The sequence below is a fragment of the Paenibacillus cellulositrophicus genome (genome assembly GCF_009363095.1).
GTDB lineage: Bacteria > Bacillota > Bacilli > Paenibacillales > Paenibacillaceae > Paenibacillus_AQ > Paenibacillus_AQ favisporus.
The window spans coordinates 1,992,211-2,012,417 of record NZ_CP045295.1 but is presented as its reverse complement, the minus strand read 5'-3'; the positions used below and the strand labels follow the sequence as shown (position 1 = coordinate 2,012,417).

Annotated in this window: 19 protein-coding genes and 1 riboswitch; of the genes, 12 read left to right on the top strand and 7 right to left on the bottom strand. The window is 54.1% G+C overall.

Features of this window, described 5'->3' with window-relative positions; translation table 11 throughout:
* Positions 1–153: 153 nt before the first annotated feature.
* The 3 genes from GCU45_RS09235 to GCU45_RS09225 all read left to right on the top strand — a co-directional run bounded on the left by GCU45_RS09235 (position 154) and on the right by GCU45_RS09225 (position 3,099).
* Positions 154–900 carry a Cof-type HAD-IIB family hydrolase gene (locus GCU45_RS09235; protein WP_152398714.1) on the top strand — a complete coding sequence of 249 codons (747 nt, stop codon included), beginning with the start codon at positions 154–156 and terminating at the stop codon, positions 898–900.
* 9 nt (positions 901–909) lie between these two features.
* Positions 910–1,395, top strand: coding sequence for a DUF456 domain-containing protein (locus tag GCU45_RS09230; protein ID WP_076173695.1), 486 nt, complete (start codon positions 910–912; stop codon positions 1,393–1,395).
* Positions 1,396–1,464: 69 nt separating this feature from the next.
* The gene (locus GCU45_RS09225) at positions 1,465–3,099 is read left to right on the top strand and encodes a putative polysaccharide biosynthesis protein (RefSeq protein WP_152398713.1); all 1,635 of its coding nucleotides are present in this window, start codon (positions 1,465–1,467) and stop codon (positions 3,097–3,099) included.
* A 34-nt stretch (positions 3,100–3,133) separates the two neighbouring features.
* On the opposite strand, the gene GCU45_RS09220 is transcribed toward GCU45_RS09225, so the two are convergent.
* Positions 3,134–4,510 (bottom strand): DUF2515 family protein, encoded by a 1,377-nt coding sequence (locus GCU45_RS09220; protein ID WP_152398712.1) that lies wholly within the window; start codon positions 4,508–4,510, stop codon positions 3,134–3,136.
* Positions 4,511–4,739: 229 nt separating this feature from the next.
* Here GCU45_RS09220 and GCU45_RS09215 point away from each other — a divergent pair, with 229 nt between their 5' ends.
* The 8 genes from GCU45_RS09215 to GCU45_RS09180 all read left to right on the top strand — a co-directional run bounded on the left by GCU45_RS09215 (position 4,740) and on the right by GCU45_RS09180 (position 13,120).
* Positions 4,740–5,084, top strand: coding sequence for a thioredoxin family protein (locus GCU45_RS09215; RefSeq protein WP_076173701.1), 345 nt, complete (start codon positions 4,740–4,742; stop codon positions 5,082–5,084).
* 309 nt (positions 5,085–5,393) lie between these two features.
* Positions 5,394–6,365 carry a COX15/CtaA family protein gene (locus tag GCU45_RS09210; RefSeq protein WP_152398711.1) on the top strand — a complete coding sequence of 324 codons (972 nt, stop codon included), beginning with the start codon at positions 5,394–5,396 and terminating at the stop codon, positions 6,363–6,365.
* Positions 6,366–6,488: 123 nt separating this feature from the next.
* The gene (locus GCU45_RS09205; RefSeq protein ID WP_152398710.1) at positions 6,489–8,255 is read left to right on the top strand and encodes a UbiD family decarboxylase; all 1,767 of its coding nucleotides are present in this window, start codon (positions 6,489–6,491) and stop codon (positions 8,253–8,255) included.
* Between the two features lie 24 nt (positions 8,256–8,279).
* Positions 8,280–8,999, top strand: coding sequence for a Cthe_2314 family HEPN domain-containing protein (locus GCU45_RS09200; RefSeq protein ID WP_116234112.1), 720 nt, complete (start codon positions 8,280–8,282; stop codon positions 8,997–8,999).
* 89 nt (positions 9,000–9,088) lie between these two features.
* Positions 9,089–9,224, top strand: a riboswitch (SAM riboswitch).
* A 152-nt stretch (positions 9,225–9,376) separates the two neighbouring features.
* Entirely contained in the window at positions 9,377–10,393 is a 1,017-nt protein-coding gene (locus GCU45_RS09195) for a methionine ABC transporter ATP-binding protein (RefSeq protein ID WP_152398709.1), read from the top strand.
* Positions 10,393–11,061 carry a methionine ABC transporter permease gene (locus GCU45_RS09190; protein WP_152398708.1) on the top strand — a complete coding sequence of 223 codons (669 nt, stop codon included), beginning with the start codon at positions 10,393–10,395 and terminating at the stop codon, positions 11,059–11,061. The genes GCU45_RS09195 and GCU45_RS09190 overlap by 1 nt, the downstream gene beginning before the upstream one ends.
* 138 nt (positions 11,062–11,199) lie before the next feature.
* The gene (locus GCU45_RS09185; RefSeq protein WP_152398707.1) at positions 11,200–12,048 is read left to right on the top strand and encodes a MetQ/NlpA family ABC transporter substrate-binding protein; all 849 of its coding nucleotides are present in this window, start codon (positions 11,200–11,202) and stop codon (positions 12,046–12,048) included.
* A 286-nt stretch (positions 12,049–12,334) separates the two neighbouring features.
* Positions 12,335–13,120 carry an SDR family oxidoreductase gene (locus tag GCU45_RS09180; RefSeq protein WP_152398706.1) on the top strand — a complete coding sequence of 262 codons (786 nt, stop codon included), beginning with the start codon at positions 12,335–12,337 and terminating at the stop codon, positions 13,118–13,120.
* On the opposite strand, the gene GCU45_RS09175 is transcribed toward GCU45_RS09180, so the two are convergent.
* From GCU45_RS09175 to GCU45_RS09160, 4 genes are all read right to left on the bottom strand, one after another.
* Positions 13,108–14,604, bottom strand: a complete 1,497-nt coding sequence (locus GCU45_RS09175; RefSeq protein WP_152398705.1) for a DUF1349 domain-containing protein — start codon at positions 14,602–14,604, stop codon at positions 13,108–13,110. The two genes, GCU45_RS09180 and GCU45_RS09175, sit on opposite strands and share 13 nt — an antisense overlap.
* Before the next feature lie 75 nt (positions 14,605–14,679).
* Positions 14,680–15,807: a sensor histidine kinase gene (locus GCU45_RS09170; protein ID WP_152398704.1), complete on the bottom strand. Its 1,128-nt coding sequence runs from the start codon at positions 15,805–15,807 to the stop codon at positions 14,680–14,682.
* Positions 15,791–16,486 (bottom strand): response regulator transcription factor, encoded by a 696-nt coding sequence (locus tag GCU45_RS09165; RefSeq protein ID WP_152398703.1) that lies wholly within the window; start codon positions 16,484–16,486, stop codon positions 15,791–15,793. Before GCU45_RS09165 ends, GCU45_RS09170 begins: the two co-directional genes overlap by 17 nt.
* Positions 16,487–16,607: 121 nt before the next feature.
* Positions 16,608–16,853 (bottom strand): NifU family protein, encoded by a 246-nt coding sequence (locus GCU45_RS09160; protein ID WP_094599257.1) that lies wholly within the window; start codon positions 16,851–16,853, stop codon positions 16,608–16,610.
* 162 nt (positions 16,854–17,015) lie between these two features.
* On the opposite strand from GCU45_RS09160, the gene GCU45_RS09155 reads away from it, so the two are divergent.
* Positions 17,016–17,270 carry a YuzB family protein gene (locus tag GCU45_RS09155; RefSeq protein ID WP_076173719.1) on the top strand — a complete coding sequence of 85 codons (255 nt, stop codon included), beginning with the start codon at positions 17,016–17,018 and terminating at the stop codon, positions 17,268–17,270.
* Here GCU45_RS09155 and GCU45_RS09150 read toward each other — a convergent pair.
* Together GCU45_RS09150 and mqnE are read right to left on the bottom strand one after the other, a co-directional pair.
* Entirely contained in the window at positions 17,267–18,328 is a 1,062-nt protein-coding gene (locus GCU45_RS09150; protein WP_105445080.1) for an NAD(P)/FAD-dependent oxidoreductase, read from the bottom strand. The genes GCU45_RS09155 and GCU45_RS09150 overlap by 4 nt on opposite strands.
* Before the next feature lie 59 nt (positions 18,329–18,387).
* Positions 18,388–19,494, bottom strand: a complete 1,107-nt coding sequence (gene mqnE, locus GCU45_RS09145; RefSeq protein WP_076173721.1) for an aminofutalosine synthase MqnE — start codon at positions 19,492–19,494, stop codon at positions 18,388–18,390.
* Positions 19,495–20,207 lie beyond the last annotated feature (713 nt).

Below are 20,207 nucleotides of genomic sequence, written 5' to 3'. Positions count from 1 at the left end.
CCGGCTGCCTGCTTTTTTAATGGTAGGCCTGTCCAGCAATGTAAGTGCCGCCGCAAATCCTTTTTGTGAGGTCCCGGTCCTTGTGGTAAAATGTCCGTATGTCTGTGTCAAAACGGAAAGAAAAGCGCTGGAACAAGGACAGGGGGAAACGGCATGAGTACGAAATACAAGTTACTCGCACTGGATATGGACGGAACGCTGCTGACCGATGAGCAGAACATTTCGAAGGAAACGGCGCAGTGGATCCGCAAGGCATCGAAGCACGGCGTGCATGTGTGCCTGTCGACAGGACGGGCATTTATGAGCGCCCTGCCTTATGGGGAAGAGCTCGGGCTGACCACGCCCATGATTACGGTAAACGGCAGCGAAGTATGGCGTGCCCCGCATGAGCTTCACCTGCGCTCACTGATGGATGTGGAGCTGGTGAAGGCGATGCACGACATCGCGGTGGAAGAGGACTGCTGGTACTGGGCCTATTCCGTTGAGCAGCTGTACAATAAGGATCATTGGACGAATGACGTCGAAGGCAAGGAATGGCTCAAATTCGGCTACCATACAGAGGATGACGAAGCGAGACACCGTATACTCATGAAGCTGCAGGATATGGGCGGCCTTGAAATTACCAACTCCTCGCCGTTTAATCTGGAGATCAACCCGGAAGGCGTGAACAAGGCTGCGGGCATTGCGGAAGTGTGCAAGCTGCTGGGCCTGACGATGTCTGAAGTCATTGCGGTCGGAGACAGCATGAACGATCTGGCGGCGATCCAGCAGGCCGGGCTCGGCGTAGCTATGGGCAACGCGCAGCAGGTCGTGAAAGATACAGCCGATTATATTACGTCAAGCAACAACGATGACGGAATCGCTGAGGTTATCCAAAAATTCATTTTTGACGAGGAGTGAGCATAGGCGATGGCTGTGCTTGGCTGGATTTTGGTCATTGCGCTGTTCGCAATCGGCTTGGCCGGCGCCGTGTACCCGATACTGCCGGGGGCGCTGGCTATCTTTTTTGCCTTTTTTGTGTATGGCTGGTTTTTTACGTTTTCCCATTTCAACACCTGGTTCTGGATCATCCAGGGCCTCATCATCGTGGTGCTGTTCGTAGCCGATTATGCCGTCGGCGCCTGGGGAACGAAGAAATTCGGCGGCTCCAGGCTGTCGGTCATACTAAGCACCATCGGGGCCATCATCGGGCCGTTCGTCATTCCGGCCTTCGGACTTGTGATCGGACCATTTGTAGGCGCGTTTGTGGGAGAGCTTATCAACGGATCGTCGCCGTCAAAGGCGGTGAAAGTAGGCTTCGGGACGCTTGTGGGCCTGTTCAGCAGCATGGTGATGAAAGTGATCCTGCAAATCGTCATGATCATCGTATTTTTCGTGTGGATCGTGTTTTTCTAATGATAAGATAACGCATGGGCGGTCACCCGTCCGGGGTTGTGCTTGCTGGGGAAAGAAGGGGAATAGGGTTTGGCGAAGAAAGAATCATTTATTAGAGGCACGCTCATTCTGGCTGCCGCTGCGCTGGTGGCGCGCGTGCTCGGACTGGTGCAGCGGGTTCCGCTGGATCACCTGTTTAATGACATAGGCAAGGCCTCGTTTACGATTTCGAACAATGTCTATTTGCTGCTGCTGACCGTGGCAACGGCAGGCATTCCGAGTACGCTGAGCAAAATGGTATCCGAGCGTTATGCGCTGAAGAAACCGGCGGAAGCGCAGCGCGTGTACCACGCAGCGCTTATTTTCGCCGCGGCGGCGGGCGTCATCATCACCATTCTGCTGTATGTGCTCGCTCCGTATTATGCGACCTACGTTTCCAAAGTGCCGGAAGCGTCGCTCGCCATCCGCGCGCTGGCACCGGCGCTGCTGCTGTTTCCGGCGATCGCGATGATGCGCGGATACTTCCAGGGCCGTGGCAACATGACCGCGGGCGGCATTTCGCAAATCGTTGAGCAGTTCGCCCGGGTCGGCACTGCGATCCTGCTGGCTTATATTCTGCTGAAAAGCGGATATGAGGACAGCTGGGTGGCGGCCGGCGCTTCTTTCGGGGGCGTGCTCGGCAGCATCGGCGCGTTTGCCGTCATGCTGTATTACACCGTCAAGATTCGCAAGCAGGACCGGGCGCTGATGCTGAAAGCCGGTCCGGATTCGCATCTTCCGATGGGACAGATTTACAAGGATATTTTTACGATCTCCATTCCGATCGTGCTGTCATCGATGACTGTACCGGTGGTCAACTTTATCGACTCGTCGATCGTCAATCCGCTTCTGATCGGCCGGATCGGTGAAGCGAAAGCGACGCAGCTGCTCGGGATTCTCGGACAGCGCGCTCAGAGCGTGGCCGGCATCCCGCCGATTCTGGCCATCGCGCTCAGCACCTCGCTGATTCCGGTCATTTCGGCCGCCTTCGCCCGGAAGGACGAAGCGCATCTGAAGCAGCAGATCACGCTTGCGCTGCGCATTTCGATCCTGACCGGCATGCCGATCGTTATCGCCCTCTGCGTGGCGTCATATTCCATCAACGGCCTGCTGTTCAGCAGCTTGGACGGCAGCGGACTAATCATGCTGCTGACGTTCGGCACGATCTTCCAGATTACGATGATGACGACCAACTCGATCCTGCTGGGTGTCGGCAAAGCGTACCTGACAGTCATCAGCGTGATGATGGGCATTATCATCAAGCTTCTTGGAAGCCTTATTCTCGCTCCATGGCTTGGTATTTACGGCATCATCGCCGCGACGGGACTCTGCTTCCTCGTCATTACGTGGCTGAACCTGCGCGTCATGAAAAAAATCGTGCCGTTTTCCATTCTGGGGAAACGCTGGCGTGGCTTTCTCATTACCGTGATCGTCACCGGTGCCGTTGGATACGGGCTTAACGCCGCGGGCGACCAGCTCGTTCACATTTTGCCGGACAGGCTGGCGTTCCTGATCACCTGCCTGGTGGTTGGCGTCGTGGTCGTGGTGCTGTATCTGGCACTGCTGGTCATGCTCGGCGTGCTGCGCCAGCAGGAGCTGTCCAGCTATCCGCGTATCCTGCAGAAGGCGCTGCGTCCGCTGATGCGCCTGCAGCCGTCCCGGTTGAAATCGCAGGAACGGGGTTAATACGGTCCGTGCCGCATCCCAGTTTATAGACAAGCTAATACGTTGAAGTCACAGCCCTCCCGACATCGTGCGTGAGGGCTGTTTTTTGCAGCGCGTACCGGTGGGCATGCGTCATTTCGATCATAAAGGGCCGTCTCGGCCGGCTTACGTAATGAATCGCATCCTCGTTTTTGAACCAGTCATAAGGCGGGATCGGTTCGCTGTACAGGTCATGCCACACGTCGTGCAGGAGCGGGCTGTAAAGGCGCCGGCCGCCGGGAAGCCATTCCTGCTTCATCAGCTCGACACTTTCCAGCGGGGAGTTCAGCGCGTTTTTCTTGTCATGGGTAAACAGCTGCGGCCAATATTCGCTCCGTGAACCGCGATGCTCGACGACTGAGGCGAACGAGTGCACGCCGGACAATACATCCTCGTAACCGAACAGAGTGGCGTAAAGCGCTTTGCCGAAGGCAATCCTCTCGTTCAAGCTGGAGAACTGCTCCAGAATGAGTCCGACCATGGAATCGGCGGCGTAGCCGGCCGACTCGCGGATCCGGGACTTTTCTTCGGGGGTATGGAACACGTCGGCTTCGAGCTCCGGGATATGCGGCAGCATCGGGAAGACGACTTGATTCATCTGAAATTTGCTGTGCAGGGAAAATGCCTTTTTACGGAGGACCCGGCTTTGATAATAACCGTTCTGCACGACGCGGCCCTCAATATAGTTTTGTTCATTGATGATCAGCCCGACGGCAAGCAGGGCGCTGTCCCGTTCAATCCAGAAGCGGTCCCAGAAGGGGCTCATGAACGCCGATACGCTAAAGCTCGGGAGCAGGTGAAACAAGCTCCGTCCAAGGCGCCGGCTGTGACTGTACAGCAGAAGCTGGGGGTAGGCGTCCTGAAAAATGAGCGCGTTGCACCGCTCCAGCATCCGGTACAGGTCTTCCCGGGCGGAAGGTTCCATCAGATCGGACATGAGTCCGCCCTTCAGGTCGCTCATATTCCAGCCGGCGTTCCGCGACACCATGTGGGCCAAAAAGGACCAATGGAGCTCGGGATACTCCCGGTAGCAATCGTAATAGGCCTTTGTCCGCGTAATGTTGCTGCTGTTCGCCTCCCGGGTGCGGGTCCGGATCGTATGAAGAATGTCCTGCTCTTCCTGGGAGCGGGCATTCGTATCCCGGGGATAGGCCAGATGGTGGCGCATTTCCCGCATCCGGCCGATGTCGCCGGCCATCCGGTCCAGCTGGTCGCGGATACTCTGGGCGGAGGTCTCCTTCCAGTCGAGCGGCCGGCGGCGGCGGGTCAGCTGCCGGGAGGCTTTCCAGCCGGCGGCTTTGCCGCGGGCGACTTCGGCGGCCGTCTTCGGCAGGGCTGACATGATCCGGATCCAGGCGGGTACAAGGGTGCGCTGCGCAGATGTTACCGGCATGACCGCATCCTCCTTTCTTGTAAACCTCACATTACTTTCAGTATGGCTAAAAAATTTGACTTCCACTCGGTATTTTGATTCACTATAAAGAATGAACTAAAGATAATCATGGCATACACGGAACGGCCCTGTAATCAGGCGGTACTTTTGCAAAACTTTAGTTCAATCTTTCTAAGAGAAGAAATGGACAAGAATTGGACAAGATATGGGATAGAAAGGGCGGATATCCATGCAAAAAATTACTTCTCAAGCCGAATTTCAAGTCGCAATCCAGTCTCCGAGACTGACCGTAGCCGTATTTAAAGCGGATTGGTGCTCGGACTGCAAATTTATGGACCCGTTTATGCCGGACGTGGAAACGAAATTTTCGAACGATCTGACGCTTGTCGAAGTGGACGTGGATCAAGTCGGCGACCTCAGCCAGGAGCTGAACATTTTGGGCATACCGAGCTTTGTGGCCTTTTCGGACGGCCGGGAGCTGGTGCGGCTGGTAAACAAGCTTCGCAAATCGCGCGAAGAAATCGAGGGATTCCTGAATACGGCGCTTGACGTATACAGAACGATTCATAAATAAGCTCATTCGCACCGCTCTTGCCGCACAGAGGCATTTGAGGCGGTGCTTTTCTCTTTAGAGAGCAGCTTCATGGCATGGCTGTACGGAACCAAGGTATTCGGGTTTCACCACCATTTGGCCGAACCGGCAGCGAAGCAAAGGCCCCACTTGGTGGGGCTGTTTCATTTCTCCGACATTTCTCCGACATTTTGTCACAAAGTGGCCGTGATGTATGTCAAGGAATCAGGTATAATAGATGAGATTGGTAAAATATTGAGGTACCTGTCTTCAGTGGTAAAGTTTTTATTATGAGCAGCAGGTGAGAGAATTTTGAATACCAGACAATTGAAATGGCTCAGTTATTTAACGTTTGTCGTGATGTTTTTTGCGACGTTCGGCGGAACCGTGGTCACCAAGACCGATTCCGGACTCGGATGCGGGCATGAATGGCCGCTGTGTCACGGTGAGTTCGTTCCGGCGCATACCATCGCCTCATTAATTGAATATTCGCACCGGCTGGTCAGCGGGCTGGCAGGACTTACAGCGGTCGCGGTGGTGGTCGCCTTCCATCTGTTCGCCAAGAATCGGCGCGACCTGCGCACGTATTCGGTGTTGACCCTTATTTTCGTATTGGTTCAGGCTGTCATGGGGGCAATGGCTGTCGTGTATGACCAGTCCTCGGCCGTGCTTGCCTTCCACTTCGGTTTCTCCCTAATCGCGTTTGCCAGCTCGCTGATGCTGGCCTTAGGCGCCCGCAGGATGGACAAACTGGGCGAGGCTTCGTACCCGTCCGGCGGTACGTCGCGCGTCAGCGCGACCTTTCGCGGCTATACATGGGCCGTGACCATCTACTCCTATATCGTCGTTTATATCGGAGCATATGTCAGCCACACCAACTCGGCGGGAGGCTGCCTGGGATGGCCGCTGTGCAACGGGAAGTTCATTCCCGAGCTGTCCGGAGGGGTGACTATCGCGTTTGTCCACCGGATCGCGGCACTGCTGCTGCTGATCGCGATCGCCGTACTTGCCGTCTGCGGCTACCGGCTGAACCGGGGGAACCGGGAGCTGCAGGGCCTCGGCATCGCCGCGGTAACGCTGTGCCTGATGCAGGTGTTCAGCGGGGCGGCGATCGTGTCGACGCTGAACAAGCCGGAGGTTTACATCTTTTCCGCGCTGCTGCACAATCTGCTGATTTCGTCTCTGTTCGGCGTGCTCTGTTATTTGAGCGTCCGTGTCTGGCAGACCGGAAGGGCGGCGCTTCAGCAGCCGAAGTCCGCTTCGGCCGCGGGGAATCGGCTTTGAGCCGCAGGGCGGCAAACGATGAACTGAATACCGCTGCACATCCAAAGTCCGCGAAGTGATTCGAGGGCTTTGTTTGTAAGTTTATTTATTATTTTTTGGCTTATTTTGGAGAGGAATGATCGTGTGAGCTATCAAAATTTACGCCAATGGCTCGAAGCCTTGCGCAAGGAAAATGACCTGAAAGTGATCGAGGCTCCCGTGGATCCGTACCTGGAGCTGGCGGAGATCCACCGTCGGGTCATCGACGAACAGGGGCCGGCGCTGCTGTTTACGAATGTACAGGGGACTCCGTTTCCCGTGGCTACGAATCTGTTCGGTACCAGCCGGCGCGTAGACATGGCGTTCGGATCGCGTCCGGAGGAGCTGATGAAGTCCCTGGTGGGTGCGCTCGATACGATGCTTCCGCCGACGCTGTCGGCGCTGTGGAATGAACGCGGCCTGATCAAGGACATTCTAAAGGTAGGCATGAAAACCGTACCGATGGGCGATGCCCCTGTGCTCGGCGTCTCCCGCAGCGACCAGCCGCTGAAAGACCTGCCGCGGGTTACAAGCTGGCAGGAAGACGGCGGCCCGTTCATTACGCTGCCCCTCGTTTATACGGAGAGTCCATCGCGGCCCAAGGACCACAATCTGGGCATGTACCGCATGCAGATTTATGACAACCAGACGACCGGTATTCACTGGCAGATCCATAAGGGCGGCGGCTTCCATTACCACGAAGCCGAGCAGCGCGGCGAAGCGCTGCGCATGACGACGTTCCTCGGCGGACCGCCGGCCCTGATCGCGTCGGCGATTGCGCCGGGCCCGGAAATGCTGCCCGAGCTGCTGCTCACGTCCATGATTCTCGGCGAAAAGCTGCCGATGGTGGAAAATCCGCTCGGCGGGCACCGGATTCCAGCGGAAGCCGAGTTTGCGATCAGCGGCCTCGTCCCGCCGTTCGAACGGCGTCCGGAAGGCCCGTTCGGGGACCATTACGGGTATTACTCCCTGATGCATGACTTTCCGGTCTTTCACGTCAACCATATGTGGCACCGCAAGGACGCCATTTATCCGGCGACGATCGTAGGCAAGCCGCGGCAGGAGGACTATTTCATGGGCGAATTTCTGCAGCGTCTGCTGTCGCCGGCCTTCCCGCTCGTCATGCCTTCGATCAAATCGCTGTGGACGTATGCCGAGACGGGATTCCATGCCCTTGCTTCGGCTATTGTCCGCGTCAGTTACTCCCGCGAAGCGCTCGTATCCGCCTTCCGGATGCTGGGTGAAGGTCAGCTGTCCCTGACCAAATTCCTGATCCTGACCGACCAGCCGGTCGATCTCGAGAACGCCAGCGAGCTGCTGGAAACGGTGCTTGCGCGGTTTAACCCGGCCGTCGATCTGGTTATATTTAATAAGACATCCCACGATACGCTCGATTACACCGGACGCAAACTGAACCACGGCAGCAAAGCCGTGCTGATGGGGATCGGGGAGCCGGTTCGCGAGCTGCCGCGTGCTTATGAGGAGGGGCCGATCGCGGAGATCGAACAGATTGTTCCTTACTGCGGAGGCTGCCTCCTTGTCTCAGGCGCAGGGTACGAGGACGAGCCGGAGCTGCCGGAGCGCCTGCTGCAGCGGCTGCAGGAGAAAGGAACCGAATGGCCGCTCGTCCTTCTGGTGGACGATGCCCGCCAGACGGCAGCCGACCAGACGTCCTTCCTGTGGACGGTGTTTACGCGCTTCAACCCGGCCACGGACATCTATGCGGGTGCCGAAGTGCGGAATCACCATCTGTCGTACCGGCTGCCGATTGTAGTGGATGCACGCATGAAAACCGGTTATCCGGACGAACTGATTCCGCGGGAGGATATCATCAAAAAGGTGGATGAACGCTGGAACAGTTATTTTGCGTAAATACTGATCAGGGAGAGAATGCCGATGCTGCGAACGCTGCTTGGAGAGATGCCCCGCCAAAATAACGGGCTGCTCGAAGATGCCATCGAAACGATGGTGGAGACGATCCATTTGCTCCAGAACGAGATCGAAAAGAATGAGGATCCCAGCCATGATTACCGCAAACTGGAGATATGGACACGCGGTTTGGTGTCTTCCCTGGACGAATTGGAGCAGAGCTGGTATGCCGCTTCCTTTTTCCGTCAATCGGTCAAGGCCGGTTATGTGGATGATATGACGATTGAGGAGCAGGCCGAGTACGCCAGGTACGTATACTTCTATAAAAACGGGTTTATCCGCGTGTTTTCCGTTCTGGACAAGCTAGGTACGGTGCTCAATGATCTGTTTGATCTGAACACGCAGAAGACCAAACCGCATTTTTCCTATTTTACGGTGCTCCGGCAGTTTCACTACATGAAAACCCATGAAGGCCTTGCCGGGCAGCTGTCGAAGATTAAGGACGAATACAAGAGCGCCCTGAACGTGCTGCGCAAACGGCGCAATGCGGAGGTTCATTACATGAACTCCGAGATGCAGGATGACTTGTGGCAGCGGCACCAAGGTCTTAAGGATAAGGTCGAGCTGGAGGATCTGGACCAGCATTTGAGCGAGCTGAAGCAGGGGCTGGACATGGTATGCAAGTCGCTCTCGGCATCCTTTCATTACGCCAACAAGCTGTGGAAAAAGGAAGGCATGCATCCATAAAGGGATACAACAAATTTCCTTTTGACAAAGTGGGCAAATATATCTATACTGTAAAAATGAAAACACGTCATCATTAATTTCATAATCTTTTCTTATCGAGAGAGGCGGAGGGACAGGCCCGATGAAGCCCGGCAACCGATTTGAGCACGGCATCCGCCGTTACTCGAATGTCATGGTGCTAATTCCTACAAGCTGCAGCTTGAGCTGCAGGTTGGCAGATGAGAAGGCAGCGACTTTTACAAATAAGGGAGCCCCTTTTCTGATTCTGTCAGAGGGGCTTTTTATTTTGCCTGGATTCGATAGAATAGATCGGTCATTTAGATAGATTATGCGAACCCTATTCGGGTAGGATAGGGGGAAGAGAGGGGGCCCTTCGGTTGATCGAACTGAAGCAGCTGACGAAAAGGTACGGCCAAGGGGCAAAGGCGACGGAGGCTTTGTCCGGGCTGAACCTCAGCATTCATAAAGGAGAAATTTTCGGCGTGATCGGCCACTCGGGCGCAGGGAAGAGCACCTTGATCCGATGCATGAACCTGCTGGAACGCCCGACCTCCGGAGAGGTATGGGTAGGCGGCGTTAACCTGACGGGCCTGAGCAAGCAGCGGCTGCAGAACGAACGGCGGAAGATCGGGATGATTTTTCAGCATTTCAATTTGCTGAGCTCGGCGACGGTGTATGATAACATTGCTTTTCCACTCCGGTTGGCCCGTAAGGGCAAGGCGGAGGTGGAGGCCAAGGTTAACGAGCTGCTCGCGCTGGTCGGACTGGAAGCCCACCGCAATAAATATCCGGCCCAGTTGTCAGGAGGCCAGAAGCAAAGGGTGGGCATCGCCCGCGCGCTGGCCAGCGATCCGCAGGTGCTGCTGTGCGACGAAGCGACTTCGGCGCTCGACCCGCAGACGACGGATTCGATCCTGAAGCTTCTGTTGGACATTAACCAGAGGTTCAATCTGACGATCGTCCTGATCACCCATGAGATGCACGTCATCCAGAGCATCTGTGACCGGGTAGCCGTGATCCATCAAGGCGGCATCGTTGAAGAGGGAGCGGTCACGGACGTATTCCTGAAGCCGCAGCACCCCGTGACCAAAGATTTTGTCCGCGGAGAGCAGAGCCAAGGCGAACCCCTTGAGCTGGCTGTCCAGGCTTCCGGAACGGGTTCGCCGCAGGCTGTGAAAATTACGTTTCTCGGCAGCAAAACGTACGAGTCCATCCTGTCCCGGACCGTGCGCGAGACGGGGGCGGATTTCGCCATCCTGCAGGGCACCATTTCCACCATTAAAGATACCCCTTACGGGCAGCTGATCGTCCGCTTCGAGGGCGGACGGGAGCAGATCGATGCGACGCTCGCGAAGCTGAGCGAGCAAGGGCTTGACGTGGAGGTGATGAACTGATGTGGGGTTTGGATTTTTCCTCGGTTGACTGGAACGAGATCGGCGTAGCCACACTGGATACGCTGAAAATGCTCGGAGCTTCCGCGGTGTTCACCTTTATTCTCGGTCTTCCGATCGGCATCGTGCTGTTTATGGCATCGCGCTCGACGACGGGCTGGGTGCGTGCCGCCTATGCGGTCATTTCCTTTATCGTGAACATCCTCCGTTCGGTCCCGTTTATCATCCTGATCGTCGCCCTAATCCCGGTCACGAAAGCGATCGTCGGCGTCACCTTCGGGGTGCTGGGGACGATTCCGCCGCTGGTGATCGCCGCTGCGCCGTTCTTCGCCAGACTGGTGGAAACATCGCTGCGTGAAGTGGACCGTGGCGTAATCGAGGCGGCGCATTCGATGGGCGCTTCGACCTGGCAGGTCATCACGCGGGTGCTGCTGCCCGAAGCAAGACCAGGCCTGCTGGCCGGAATTACGATTACGGTCGTGACACTCGTTTCCTATACGGCGATGTCGGGGATGGTTGGCGGAGGCGGTCTCGGTGATTTGGCCATCCGCTACGGTTATTACCGCTATGAATCGACTGTCATGATTATTTCCGTCATCTTCATGATCGTGCTAGTGCAGCTGCTGCAAATGGCGGGCGACCGGCTGGTGCGTCACTTTACCAGAAAGTAAGACGTACAACGTGTTTGGCTCACAGTCATGCATCCGGGTCACCGGATTTGACCTGGAAAGGCAAGGCAGGTAACATCAAAGCACTGCCTTTCTAATATAAATCATATTATTCTTATGAATTTAAGGGGGATTTATCCAATGAAAAAATGGCTCGTTTCTTTTCTGACCCTGGCTCTGGTTGTCGTGCTCGCCGCGTGCGGCAGCAAGCCGAATAACAGCAGCAGCGATGCTGCGGGCGAATCCGCGGACAAACCGGCTGCAGCCGAAACAGTTACACTGACGGTTGGCGCGACGGCGAAGCCTCATGCCGAAATTTTGAAGCATATCCAGCCTGCGCTTGAAAAAGAGGGTGTGAAGCTCGTCATCAAAGAGTTTTCCGATTATGTGCAGCCGAACGTGCAGACGTTCCAGAAACAGCTCGACGCTAACTTTTTCCAGCATCAGCCTTACCTCGATAATGAAAACAAACAGCGCAAGATGGACCTTGTTCCGGTCGTAGGCGTTCACCTGGAGCCGCTTGGTGCTTATTCCAAAAAAGTGAAAAGTGCTGACGAAATTCCGGACGGCGCAACTGTCGGCATTCCGAACGATGCGACAAACGGCGGACGCGCGCTCAGCCTGCTGGCCAAACAAGGCTTGATTACCTTGAAGGATCCGAATAAAGTGGAATCTACGGTGAAGGACATTACCGCCAATCCGAAAAACCTGAAAATCAAGGAAGTCGATGCTGCAATGCTGCCACGTCAGCTGAGCGAATTCGACCTGGCCGTCATCAACACCAACTACGCGCTGGAAGCCAGCCTTGATCCAACGAAAGACGCGCTCTTCATCGAAGGCAAAGACAGCCCTTATGTCAACATTCTGGTGGCCCGTCCGGACAACAAAGACTCCGACGCCATCAAGAAGCTGGCTGCTGCCTTGACTTCCGACGACGTGAAGAAGTTCATCGAAGATACGTATAAAGGTGCCGTTATTCCGGCATTCTAAAGCCTGCGAAATGCGCAGCACAGCCGCAAGGGGTTTATCCCCTGCGGCTTTTTTATTTGCTTCTGCGTCGGGCAGACATTTTTTATTTGGCTCGCTTGTCCTCGCGGCCCGGCTGTACTGGGTTTCCAAGTTGCGGCGGTGCCGTGAAATCTTTTATACTATACAGGATCAATGATCTTGCGTGAGGTTTGTACATACATACACCAATATATTTTTAATAGGAATGATGTGTCATCGAATGGATAAAAGGATGGAAATTTCGGATAGAAGAACGGAGGGTGGCATTTTGAGGGGAAAGGTTGCCCTGATCACAGGCAGTGCCAAGGGACTTGGCAAAATGACGGCGCTCACGCTGGCACGTTCCGGATGCGATGTCGCGCTTAACTATGTCCACAGCCGCCGCGAAGCGGAGGAACTGCGGGCGGTCATCGAGGGACAGGGCGTGCGCAGCATCGCCGTGCAAGCCGATGTCTCCGACACGGGCCAGCTGGAGCATTTGGTGGCTCGCGTCGAGTCCGAGCTCGGCAGTCCGGACATCGTCGTGAACAACGCGGGCCCTTTTATCCGCGAGCGTAAACGGTTCTCCGATTATACCCAGGCGGAAATTTTGTCGCTCATCCAGGGCAATCTGGTCGGCACGATGCTGCTGGACCATTTGGTGCTGCCTGGGATGCGGACTAAGCGCTGGGGAAGAATCATCCACTTCGGCTTCGGCCATGCGGCGGAATCGAGAGCGTGGCCGCACCGGGCGGTGTACGCTGCCGCCAAGACCGGACTGGTTTCTTTTACCAAGACGCTGGCGGTCGAGGAGGCCCCGTACGGCATTACGGTGAATATGGTGTGTCCCGGGGACATCCGCGGGGATAACAAAGAGAAGACCATTGCCGAGGTCGCCGGGTTGCAGGACGGCGAGACGCCGCGGGGCAGACCCGGCAGCGGCGAGGATATCGCGCGCGTGATCGAGTACTTGTGCCGCGACGCTTCCGATTTTATCACCGGCAACATTATGGACATCTCCGGCGGGCTGGATCCGATCCGTCCCTGGATTGGTCCGGCCGATCACGGGATGTGAGACCTCATTTGTTCGCGTTGCAGCATGTAGAAGGCTAGTCCGAGAGCTAATGCGCTATAGAAGCAGAGCACGGCAAAACCTGCCCAAGGCAAGAGCGGATAATATCCTAACTGTGGCGTGTACAAACTGATGACCTGCGGATATTCCGGAATACTCTGCTGGATCGCGAATCCGGCAGCCGGAGTGAGCCGTAGAAGCCACTGGGCCGCGTTAAGGGGGATTACGTTTGCTAAAATGTAGGGAAGGACGAGTACTGTAAGGCTTGCAGTGATCGCCACAAATTTTCGCCGGAATATGGCAGCAAAAGCGGCAGCTAGAACTGCGCCTAAGGCAAGAATGGCCGCCGTACCTAACATGACCCGTAGCTCCGTGAGCAAAGGAACCGGAAGGATATGGTTACCCTTGGAAAGCAGGATTTGCTTGCTGAGTGGGATCGTGATCATGGCGGCAACCATTCCGGCCACAAAAGCGGCCATACCAATGGTCATTGCTTTCGCTGCCAGCAGCCGATCCGGCCGATGGAACGCGATTTGCGGATTTCGTACGAATTTCCGCCGGTAGTCCGCGGAGACGAACAGTACGGACACAACGATCACTGCGACCAATCCTGTCATCATGCCGATCAGGGGGCGCTCAATGGTCCAGCTGCCCTCAACCCCGAGTGGCGCGATATCTCCGGATCCGGTTACCGTGATTGTATCGCCTGACTCCTTAACCCCCCCATAATGGTAAGCCGGTTCGCCGGTTCCTATTCCAATATCGTCATGGCTCCATTTCTCGTCAGAGACATCACCCTCCAGCTCAAGATGATCAAACACGGCGGTCGCATTGGCAAAGCGAATTTTGGCTTCGGAGACCGATACATCCCCGGGTGACGTGACGAAAAGTCCGACCTGCACGGAAGCAGGTGAATCGAGATCCGCCGCGCCAATCTTGGTCCACCGCTGGCCATCCACAGATTCATAGCCAGTGATCGTCTGATCGGAGCGAGTAAGCCGCAACCAACGCGGGACACCGCCCGGGTGACCCGGAATGTCCTCGAAAAAGTTGGACTGCATGCGAACCCCATGGCTGCCCGTGACCATTATCGCTGCGTATGGGGATCCCTGTTTCGTACTGTCTTTGATCATGATCCCGGCCTTCGCCCATGGCACAACCCCTGGTACAATGAGGTCATTGTCCGGCGGGGGATAAGTAATTTTACCAGTCAGTGAAGTTACGCGTACGGTAATGCTGCCGTCTCCGGGTAACGTTCTGTGCACGAAGTAGAACTTATCGGTTACAGCTTTGCCGTCCGGCCCTAATAGAGTAGGGGGTCCTTCGTTCGAACTCGCAGCGAGGAACAGCCCAGGCAGGATGGTAAGCAGTACCGTGACCGCGATCCCAATGATCCAGCCGCGGACGGAGCGGAATTTGGCCCACTCTGCCAGCAGCAATTTCGTGAAGCCCTCAGCCTCTCTGTGTATAGTCGGTTTTATCGTCATCTCCCTGGCCTCCTAAAGTATCTTATATCGATGTACCTCGATACTCACTATAAGATAGGCAAGGTTAAATGACGGTTAATTTTTCGGCAGCATGACGGTTACTTCTGAAAAACTTCCGATTTCACTCTGGATAAAGACGTTCCCGTTGTGCTTTTCTATGATCGTCTTGACGATCGAAAGCCCCAAACCGCTGCCTCCCAGTTCTCTGGAACGAGAGGTATCCACTCGATAAAGCGGTTCGAAAATATTTTCCAATTCATCCTCCGGGATGCCGATGCCCGTATCCCTGATGATAATGACATCAAAATCGTCATGCTGGGCTGAGGTCACCACGACTTCTCCATTTCTTTTATTGTATTTTACGGCATTCTCAACCAGATTAAAGAAGGCTCTTTGCAAAAGCGCCTGTTCACCGAAGGCCATGATGTCAGGGAGTTTGTTATCTATCCGGATGTTATGTAATGTACAGCTTTCCGACAAAGCCGAGATCAGGCTATGAAACATTTCTTTTACATTAAAGCGAACACAACGATCGGCGTGAAACGCGCTGTTCAGCTTGAGCAGATCATTAACTAAGGTAATCATTCGCTGGGCGTTTGCAAAGGCATCTTCCAAAACTTCTTTGTATTCTTGCACGGTAGGCTTTTCATCCAGCTGCAAAACCTCGATATTCGCAATCATGCCGGAAAGCGGCGTTCGCAGCTCGTGGGCGGCATTGGCCGCAAATCGCTTTTGATGATTAAATGACTTCTCCAATTTAACAATCAATTGGTTGAATGAAGCGGCGAGCCTGGCAACTTCATCATTCGTGTCAAAACCTTCAAGCTGTTGAAACAATTTATTTTCGTCAATCGATTCTATGCGTTTGCTCAGATCGGCGACTGGCCGTAACGCTTTCCCGGCAACCATGTAGGAACTAACCGTACCTAATAAGATCATAATGAACATGTAAACCATGCTGGTTGAAGTGAAATTATTACTTGGAGTTTCTGAATGGAATGGGCCGATCGAATGGGCATCAGGCGGGGTGCTTATAGCCGGATTCAATGGGGAAGGGGTTAACTGCCCTTCAGCAGGGACCGCATAAATGTGATGGGCGTTAAAGATAGAAGAGATCGTCAACAGCACGCAGATACCCGTAAGGACAAGGGCCGTCAGAAAGGTCAACCTCAGTCGCAGCGGTATTTTATTCAGCGGTTTCATCAGCAGCCTCCTTTGAGATGAAATATCCAAGCCCTCTGGTATTTTGAATGAGTCCCTTATCTCCGGTATGTTTGGCCAGCTTCTTTTTTAAAGAATTGATATGTACTTTGAAAGAGTTGGAGAACAGGTTCGCCTCGCAGTCCCAAACGTGCTCGATCAGCTCCTCCGCGCTCATGATCCGGCCTTTGTTCAAAAAAAGGCATTCCAGGATAGAATATTCCTTTTTGGTTAACTCGATCTTTTGATCGTTAACACTGACACACTTGAGGGCGGTATCCATGGTGATATTGCCATGCGTATGGACGGAATCCTGTTCAATAAATTGCCTGCGGAGCAAGGCGCGGATTCGGGCTTCAAGCTCATTAAAATGAAAGGGTTTTGACAGATAATCATTCGCCCCGGCATCAAGGCCGGAAATTTTGTCTTCGACTTCCGTTCTTGCCGATAAAATCAAGACCCGAAGCTGCTTATTCGTCTTCCGAACTTTTCTGAGAACATCCATCCCGTTCATTTTAGGCAGATTCAGGTCGAGTATAACCAGATCGTATGCATAAATTTCGATAAGCTCCAAAGCAAGCTCGCCATCATTGGCCGGATCAACGCCGTAACCGTATTTTTTTAAGCCATTGCACAGAGCTTTTCGCAAAGACATTTCGTCTTCAACCACCAAAATCCTCATATGAGCCACCTCCGTTATGACAGCTACCGGGAATTACCCCTCGTTACCTGTTGTACCTATTCAAAAAAAAGAAGAGACCCGTCTTCGATGAAGTCAGGTCTCTTCTTGCTATTGAATGGGATTAGAATACTTGAATAACGTCGTTGATTCCTTCAACTTCCTCAACGAGGGCGCGTTCGATCCCGGCTTTCAATGTAATGGTGGAGCTTGGGCAGCTGCCGCAGGCACCCATCAGTTTCAACTTCACGATGCCGTCTTCCACGTCAACCAATTCGACGTCGCCGCCATCGCGTTGAAGGAACGGGCGAAGCTTATCAAGCACTTCTGCTACATCATCATACATGGTGCTCTGTGCGTTTTCGCTCATTGATTTCAACTCCTTTCCTGTAATTCTTATTATATTACAAACCGAGACAAAATAAAATGGCTATATATGCTGCATCGGACAAGACCGTTGATATTATCTGCTTCACCCGGTAAACTAAGATAAGGCCTACCTAAGAATCAATACCTAAAGCAGGTGATATCATTGAGACCCATCATCGAGTTTTGCACCAACAACATGCATTTCGGAACCGATGAAGTCATGGAGAAGCTGGAGGAGAATCCGGATTACGACGTAATCGAATACGGATGCCTGAGCAATTGCGGCCAATGCGCCATGATGCCCTTCGCCATGGTGAACGGTGAGATTATAGATGCTGACAGCGCCGATGAGCTGTATGAGGCCATTATGGCCAAAATAAAAGAACTCGAGGCTTGGGACAGCCTCGAGCTGGATTAGCCGAAATGGCGTCTGGACTTCCAGAGTACCCCGCTTTTCAACAGGCGGGGTACTCTTCCTTTTACCGAAGTTTTCCCCATCAGGCCAAAGCCTGCCTTGCTGCCAAGCGATCCCAGGGTTCCACGAAGGTGGATCTTGTGGATCTTCGGCGTTTCGCCTTTCCAGAGCGCATGAATCACGTCGGCCACTTGCTTGGCCTGAGCTCCTGCCGCCTGGGCGCTGGGTGCGAACGGAATGCTGGCGCAGTCCCCCACAACATACACTTCCGGGTAATCCGGAATTTGGGAATACGTGTTGACCACAACCCGGCCCCCCGGATCCTTCGGCACGTTCAAATCCTGAACGACCTTCACCGGCTGAATGCCGCCCGTCCAAACCGCGGCGTCGGTGTAGATTGCTTCATCCCCGTTATAGACGATACCGTCTTCCACCCGGCACACGGATATGTGGGAGCGCGTATTCACTTCATGATCCATGAACCACTGCTCCACGTACAAGGAAACCGTCTGCGGGAAGGAGGAGAGCACCCGGCTGCCCCGGTCCAGAATCGTGATGTTAAGATCCGGACGGCTCTCCCGCAGCTCCGCGGCCGTTTCAACGCCGCTGAGGCCGCCGCCGATAATATGTACGTTTCCGTACGGCTTGACATCATTCAAGCGCTGATAGGTTTGGCGAGTGCTTGAGAACGTCTGGATGCTGTTCGTGAATTGATCCGCGCCAGGTATGCCGTGATAACGGTCGGTACAGCCCAGGGCGATCGTCAGGTAGTCGTATTCGATCGGGTCGTCGCCTTCGAGGTGTACCCGCTTGCCTTCCAGATCGATGGATGTGACTTCGCCGTATTTTTTCGTGAGCTGGGGATGGTTCGGAAACTGGATGCGCAGATCATAGTCGCTTGCCGTCCCTGCCGCAAGCGCGTAATACTCGGTTTTAATGCCTTGGAAAGGCATGCGGTCAATCAAAATCAGCTCCATATCTTGGGGGAAGTGGTTGTTCAGGAGACCTTGAATCAATGCAAGGCCTCCATAACCTCCACCCAGGATGACGAATTTTCTCATATGTCCGTCTTTCCTTTCTCATACGTCGGCTTTGAGGTAAGGTATAAAATTCCTCTTACTTATTCATAAACTTTTATTTCATTATAAAACGTGTCGCGTTCCACTGGAATGCGGCCGGCGCCTTTGACTAGCCAGATCAGCTCATCGCGGGTGAGGCCTTCCGGAGTGAGCGCGCCTGCGGCGTGGCTGATGCGTTCCTTAAGGATGGTGCCATGGACGTCGGATGCGCCGAAGCTCAGCGCAACCTGGGTCAGCTGCGGCCCGATATTAATGAAGTACGCCTTCACGTGGTCGATGTTGTCCAGCATCAGACGGCTGATGGCAATGGTCTTCAGATCCTCGTAGGCGGAGTTACGACGCATGATGCCGGCATTTTTATTTCTTGGCTGCATGGAAAGAGGAATAAATACCATAAATCCGTTCGTTTCGTCCTGAAGGTCGCGAATCTGCATCATGTGGCGGATCCGGTCTTCATGGGACTCGATCGATCCGTACAGCATGGTAGTATGCGTCTTCATGCCCAGGTTATGCGCCGTCCGGTGCACCTCGAGGTATTGCTCGACGTTAGCCTTTTCCACCCGCATTTTTTTTCGGTATTGGTCGGACAAAATTTCCGCACCGCCGCCGGTCAGCGATTTCAGTCCCGCTTTTTGCAGCTCCTGCAGCACTTCCTTGATGCTGAGGCCGCTGATGCGAGTGAAGAAGTCGATTTCTGCCGCTGTATAGGCTTTAAGCGTTACGTCCGGGAAGCGGTCGGTCAGCGCCTGTAGGGAATCCACATAGTATTGGAAAGGCACGTGCGGGTTATGTCCGCCAACGATATGGAATTCCCGGACGCCCGGATGAATGTGCTGCTCAATGTATTCGACCATTTCAGGACCGGAATACGTATAGGAGCCTTCATCACCAAGGTCTTTGCGGAAGTTGCAGAACGCGCAGTGCGCCTCGCAGACATTGGTAAAGTACAGGCTCATGTTTTCGATGAAATATACTTTTTTGCCGTTCTTGCGCAGATTGGCTTCGTTCGCCAGCTGCCCCAACGTCAGCAGATCATCGGTTTCATACAGAAATACTCCATCCTCGAGATTCAGCCGCTCACCCTGGCGGACCTTCTCGATGATTTCCTGCATGCGTCTTTCGGTGTTCGATGTTACAATAGTGGACATTTCCATTCCTCCTGTTCGCATTTTGGTCGTGCGGAAGACACGCCCTTTGCAGGACGCAAGAGTCAACCCGCAGCGCCTGGAAGGAGTCCGGCGTTCAACCCGTCCAGTCGATTTGCCAATTTTATCGGTCAGCGTCTTCCATGTACCGCAGAGGATATGTATTCAGCGGATCATCCAAGCCGTAAGGCCAGACGCTTTGGTAAGCACTCCGGAGAGGCTTTTGGCCGGTAAAGAAAAAGTAGGGGGCCCGCCTTTTTTAGATTATAGAATGTATAAATTTTTCAACGAAGCCGAAAAATTCTATAATCGCAAGACAAACATCCGCCAAGCGCGGCCTGTCTTCTGTGAATGAATCGATAGGCTTTTTTTATGTGAAAAAAGTTACAACCCAGAGTGACAGACCGTTGTCTTTTCCATGACAAATTACCGACACTTGCTCCCTCATTACCCACCTATTATAAACCGCCTATCCGGGGTCCGCAATACAGTTATACAGAATCGGCATGCGAAGATCCGGAAATCATACCATCTTTAAGGATCCTGCGAAGGGGACAAATGTAGTATAAATCCTCCGGATGAAGCCTGATTATACCTTTTGGAGGCGCGAATACGGCGTTCCGACCGCCTTTCTGGTACATCATGGGAACGGAGGAGGGGATATTGCCGGGCGGAACCTCTCTTGAGGGGAACAACGTTGTGGAGTATACTAAAGG

Coding starts and splice junctions, on each gene's coding strand:
- GCU45_RS09230 (WP_076173695.1), top strand. CDS start 910: ATGGCTGTGCTTGGCTGGATTTTGGTCATTGCGCTGTTCGCAATCGGC.
- GCU45_RS09235 (WP_152398714.1), top strand. CDS start 154: ATGAGTACGAAATACAAGTTACTCGCACTGGATATGGACGGAACGCTG.
- GCU45_RS09150 (WP_105445080.1), bottom strand. CDS start 18,328: ATGAGAAAATTCGTCATCCTGGGTGGAGGTTATGGAGGCCTTGCATTG.
- GCU45_RS09170 (WP_152398704.1), bottom strand. CDS start 15,807: ATGAAACCGCTGAATAAAATACCGCTGCGACTGAGGTTGACCTTTCTG.
- GCU45_RS09200 (WP_116234112.1), top strand. CDS start 8,280: ATGCTGCGAACGCTGCTTGGAGAGATGCCCCGCCAAAATAACGGGCTG.
- mqnE (WP_076173721.1), bottom strand. CDS start 19,494: ATGTCCACTATTGTAACATCGAACACCGAAAGACGCATGCAGGAAATC.
- GCU45_RS09185 (WP_152398707.1), top strand. CDS start 11,200: ATGAAAAAATGGCTCGTTTCTTTTCTGACCCTGGCTCTGGTTGTCGTG.
- GCU45_RS09220 (WP_152398712.1), bottom strand. CDS start 4,510: ATGCCGGTAACATCTGCGCAGCGCACCCTTGTACCCGCCTGGATCCGG.
- GCU45_RS09190 (WP_152398708.1), top strand. CDS start 10,393: ATGTGGGGTTTGGATTTTTCCTCGGTTGACTGGAACGAGATCGGCGTA.
- GCU45_RS09160 (WP_094599257.1), bottom strand. CDS start 16,853: ATGAGCGAAAACGCACAGAGCACCATGTATGATGATGTAGCAGAAGTG.
- GCU45_RS09175 (WP_152398705.1), bottom strand. CDS start 14,604: ATGACGATAAAACCGACTATACACAGAGAGGCTGAGGGCTTCACGAAA.
- GCU45_RS09215 (WP_076173701.1), top strand. CDS start 4,740: ATGCAAAAAATTACTTCTCAAGCCGAATTTCAAGTCGCAATCCAGTCT.
- GCU45_RS09165 (WP_152398703.1), bottom strand. CDS start 16,486: ATGAGGATTTTGGTGGTTGAAGACGAAATGTCTTTGCGAAAAGCTCTG.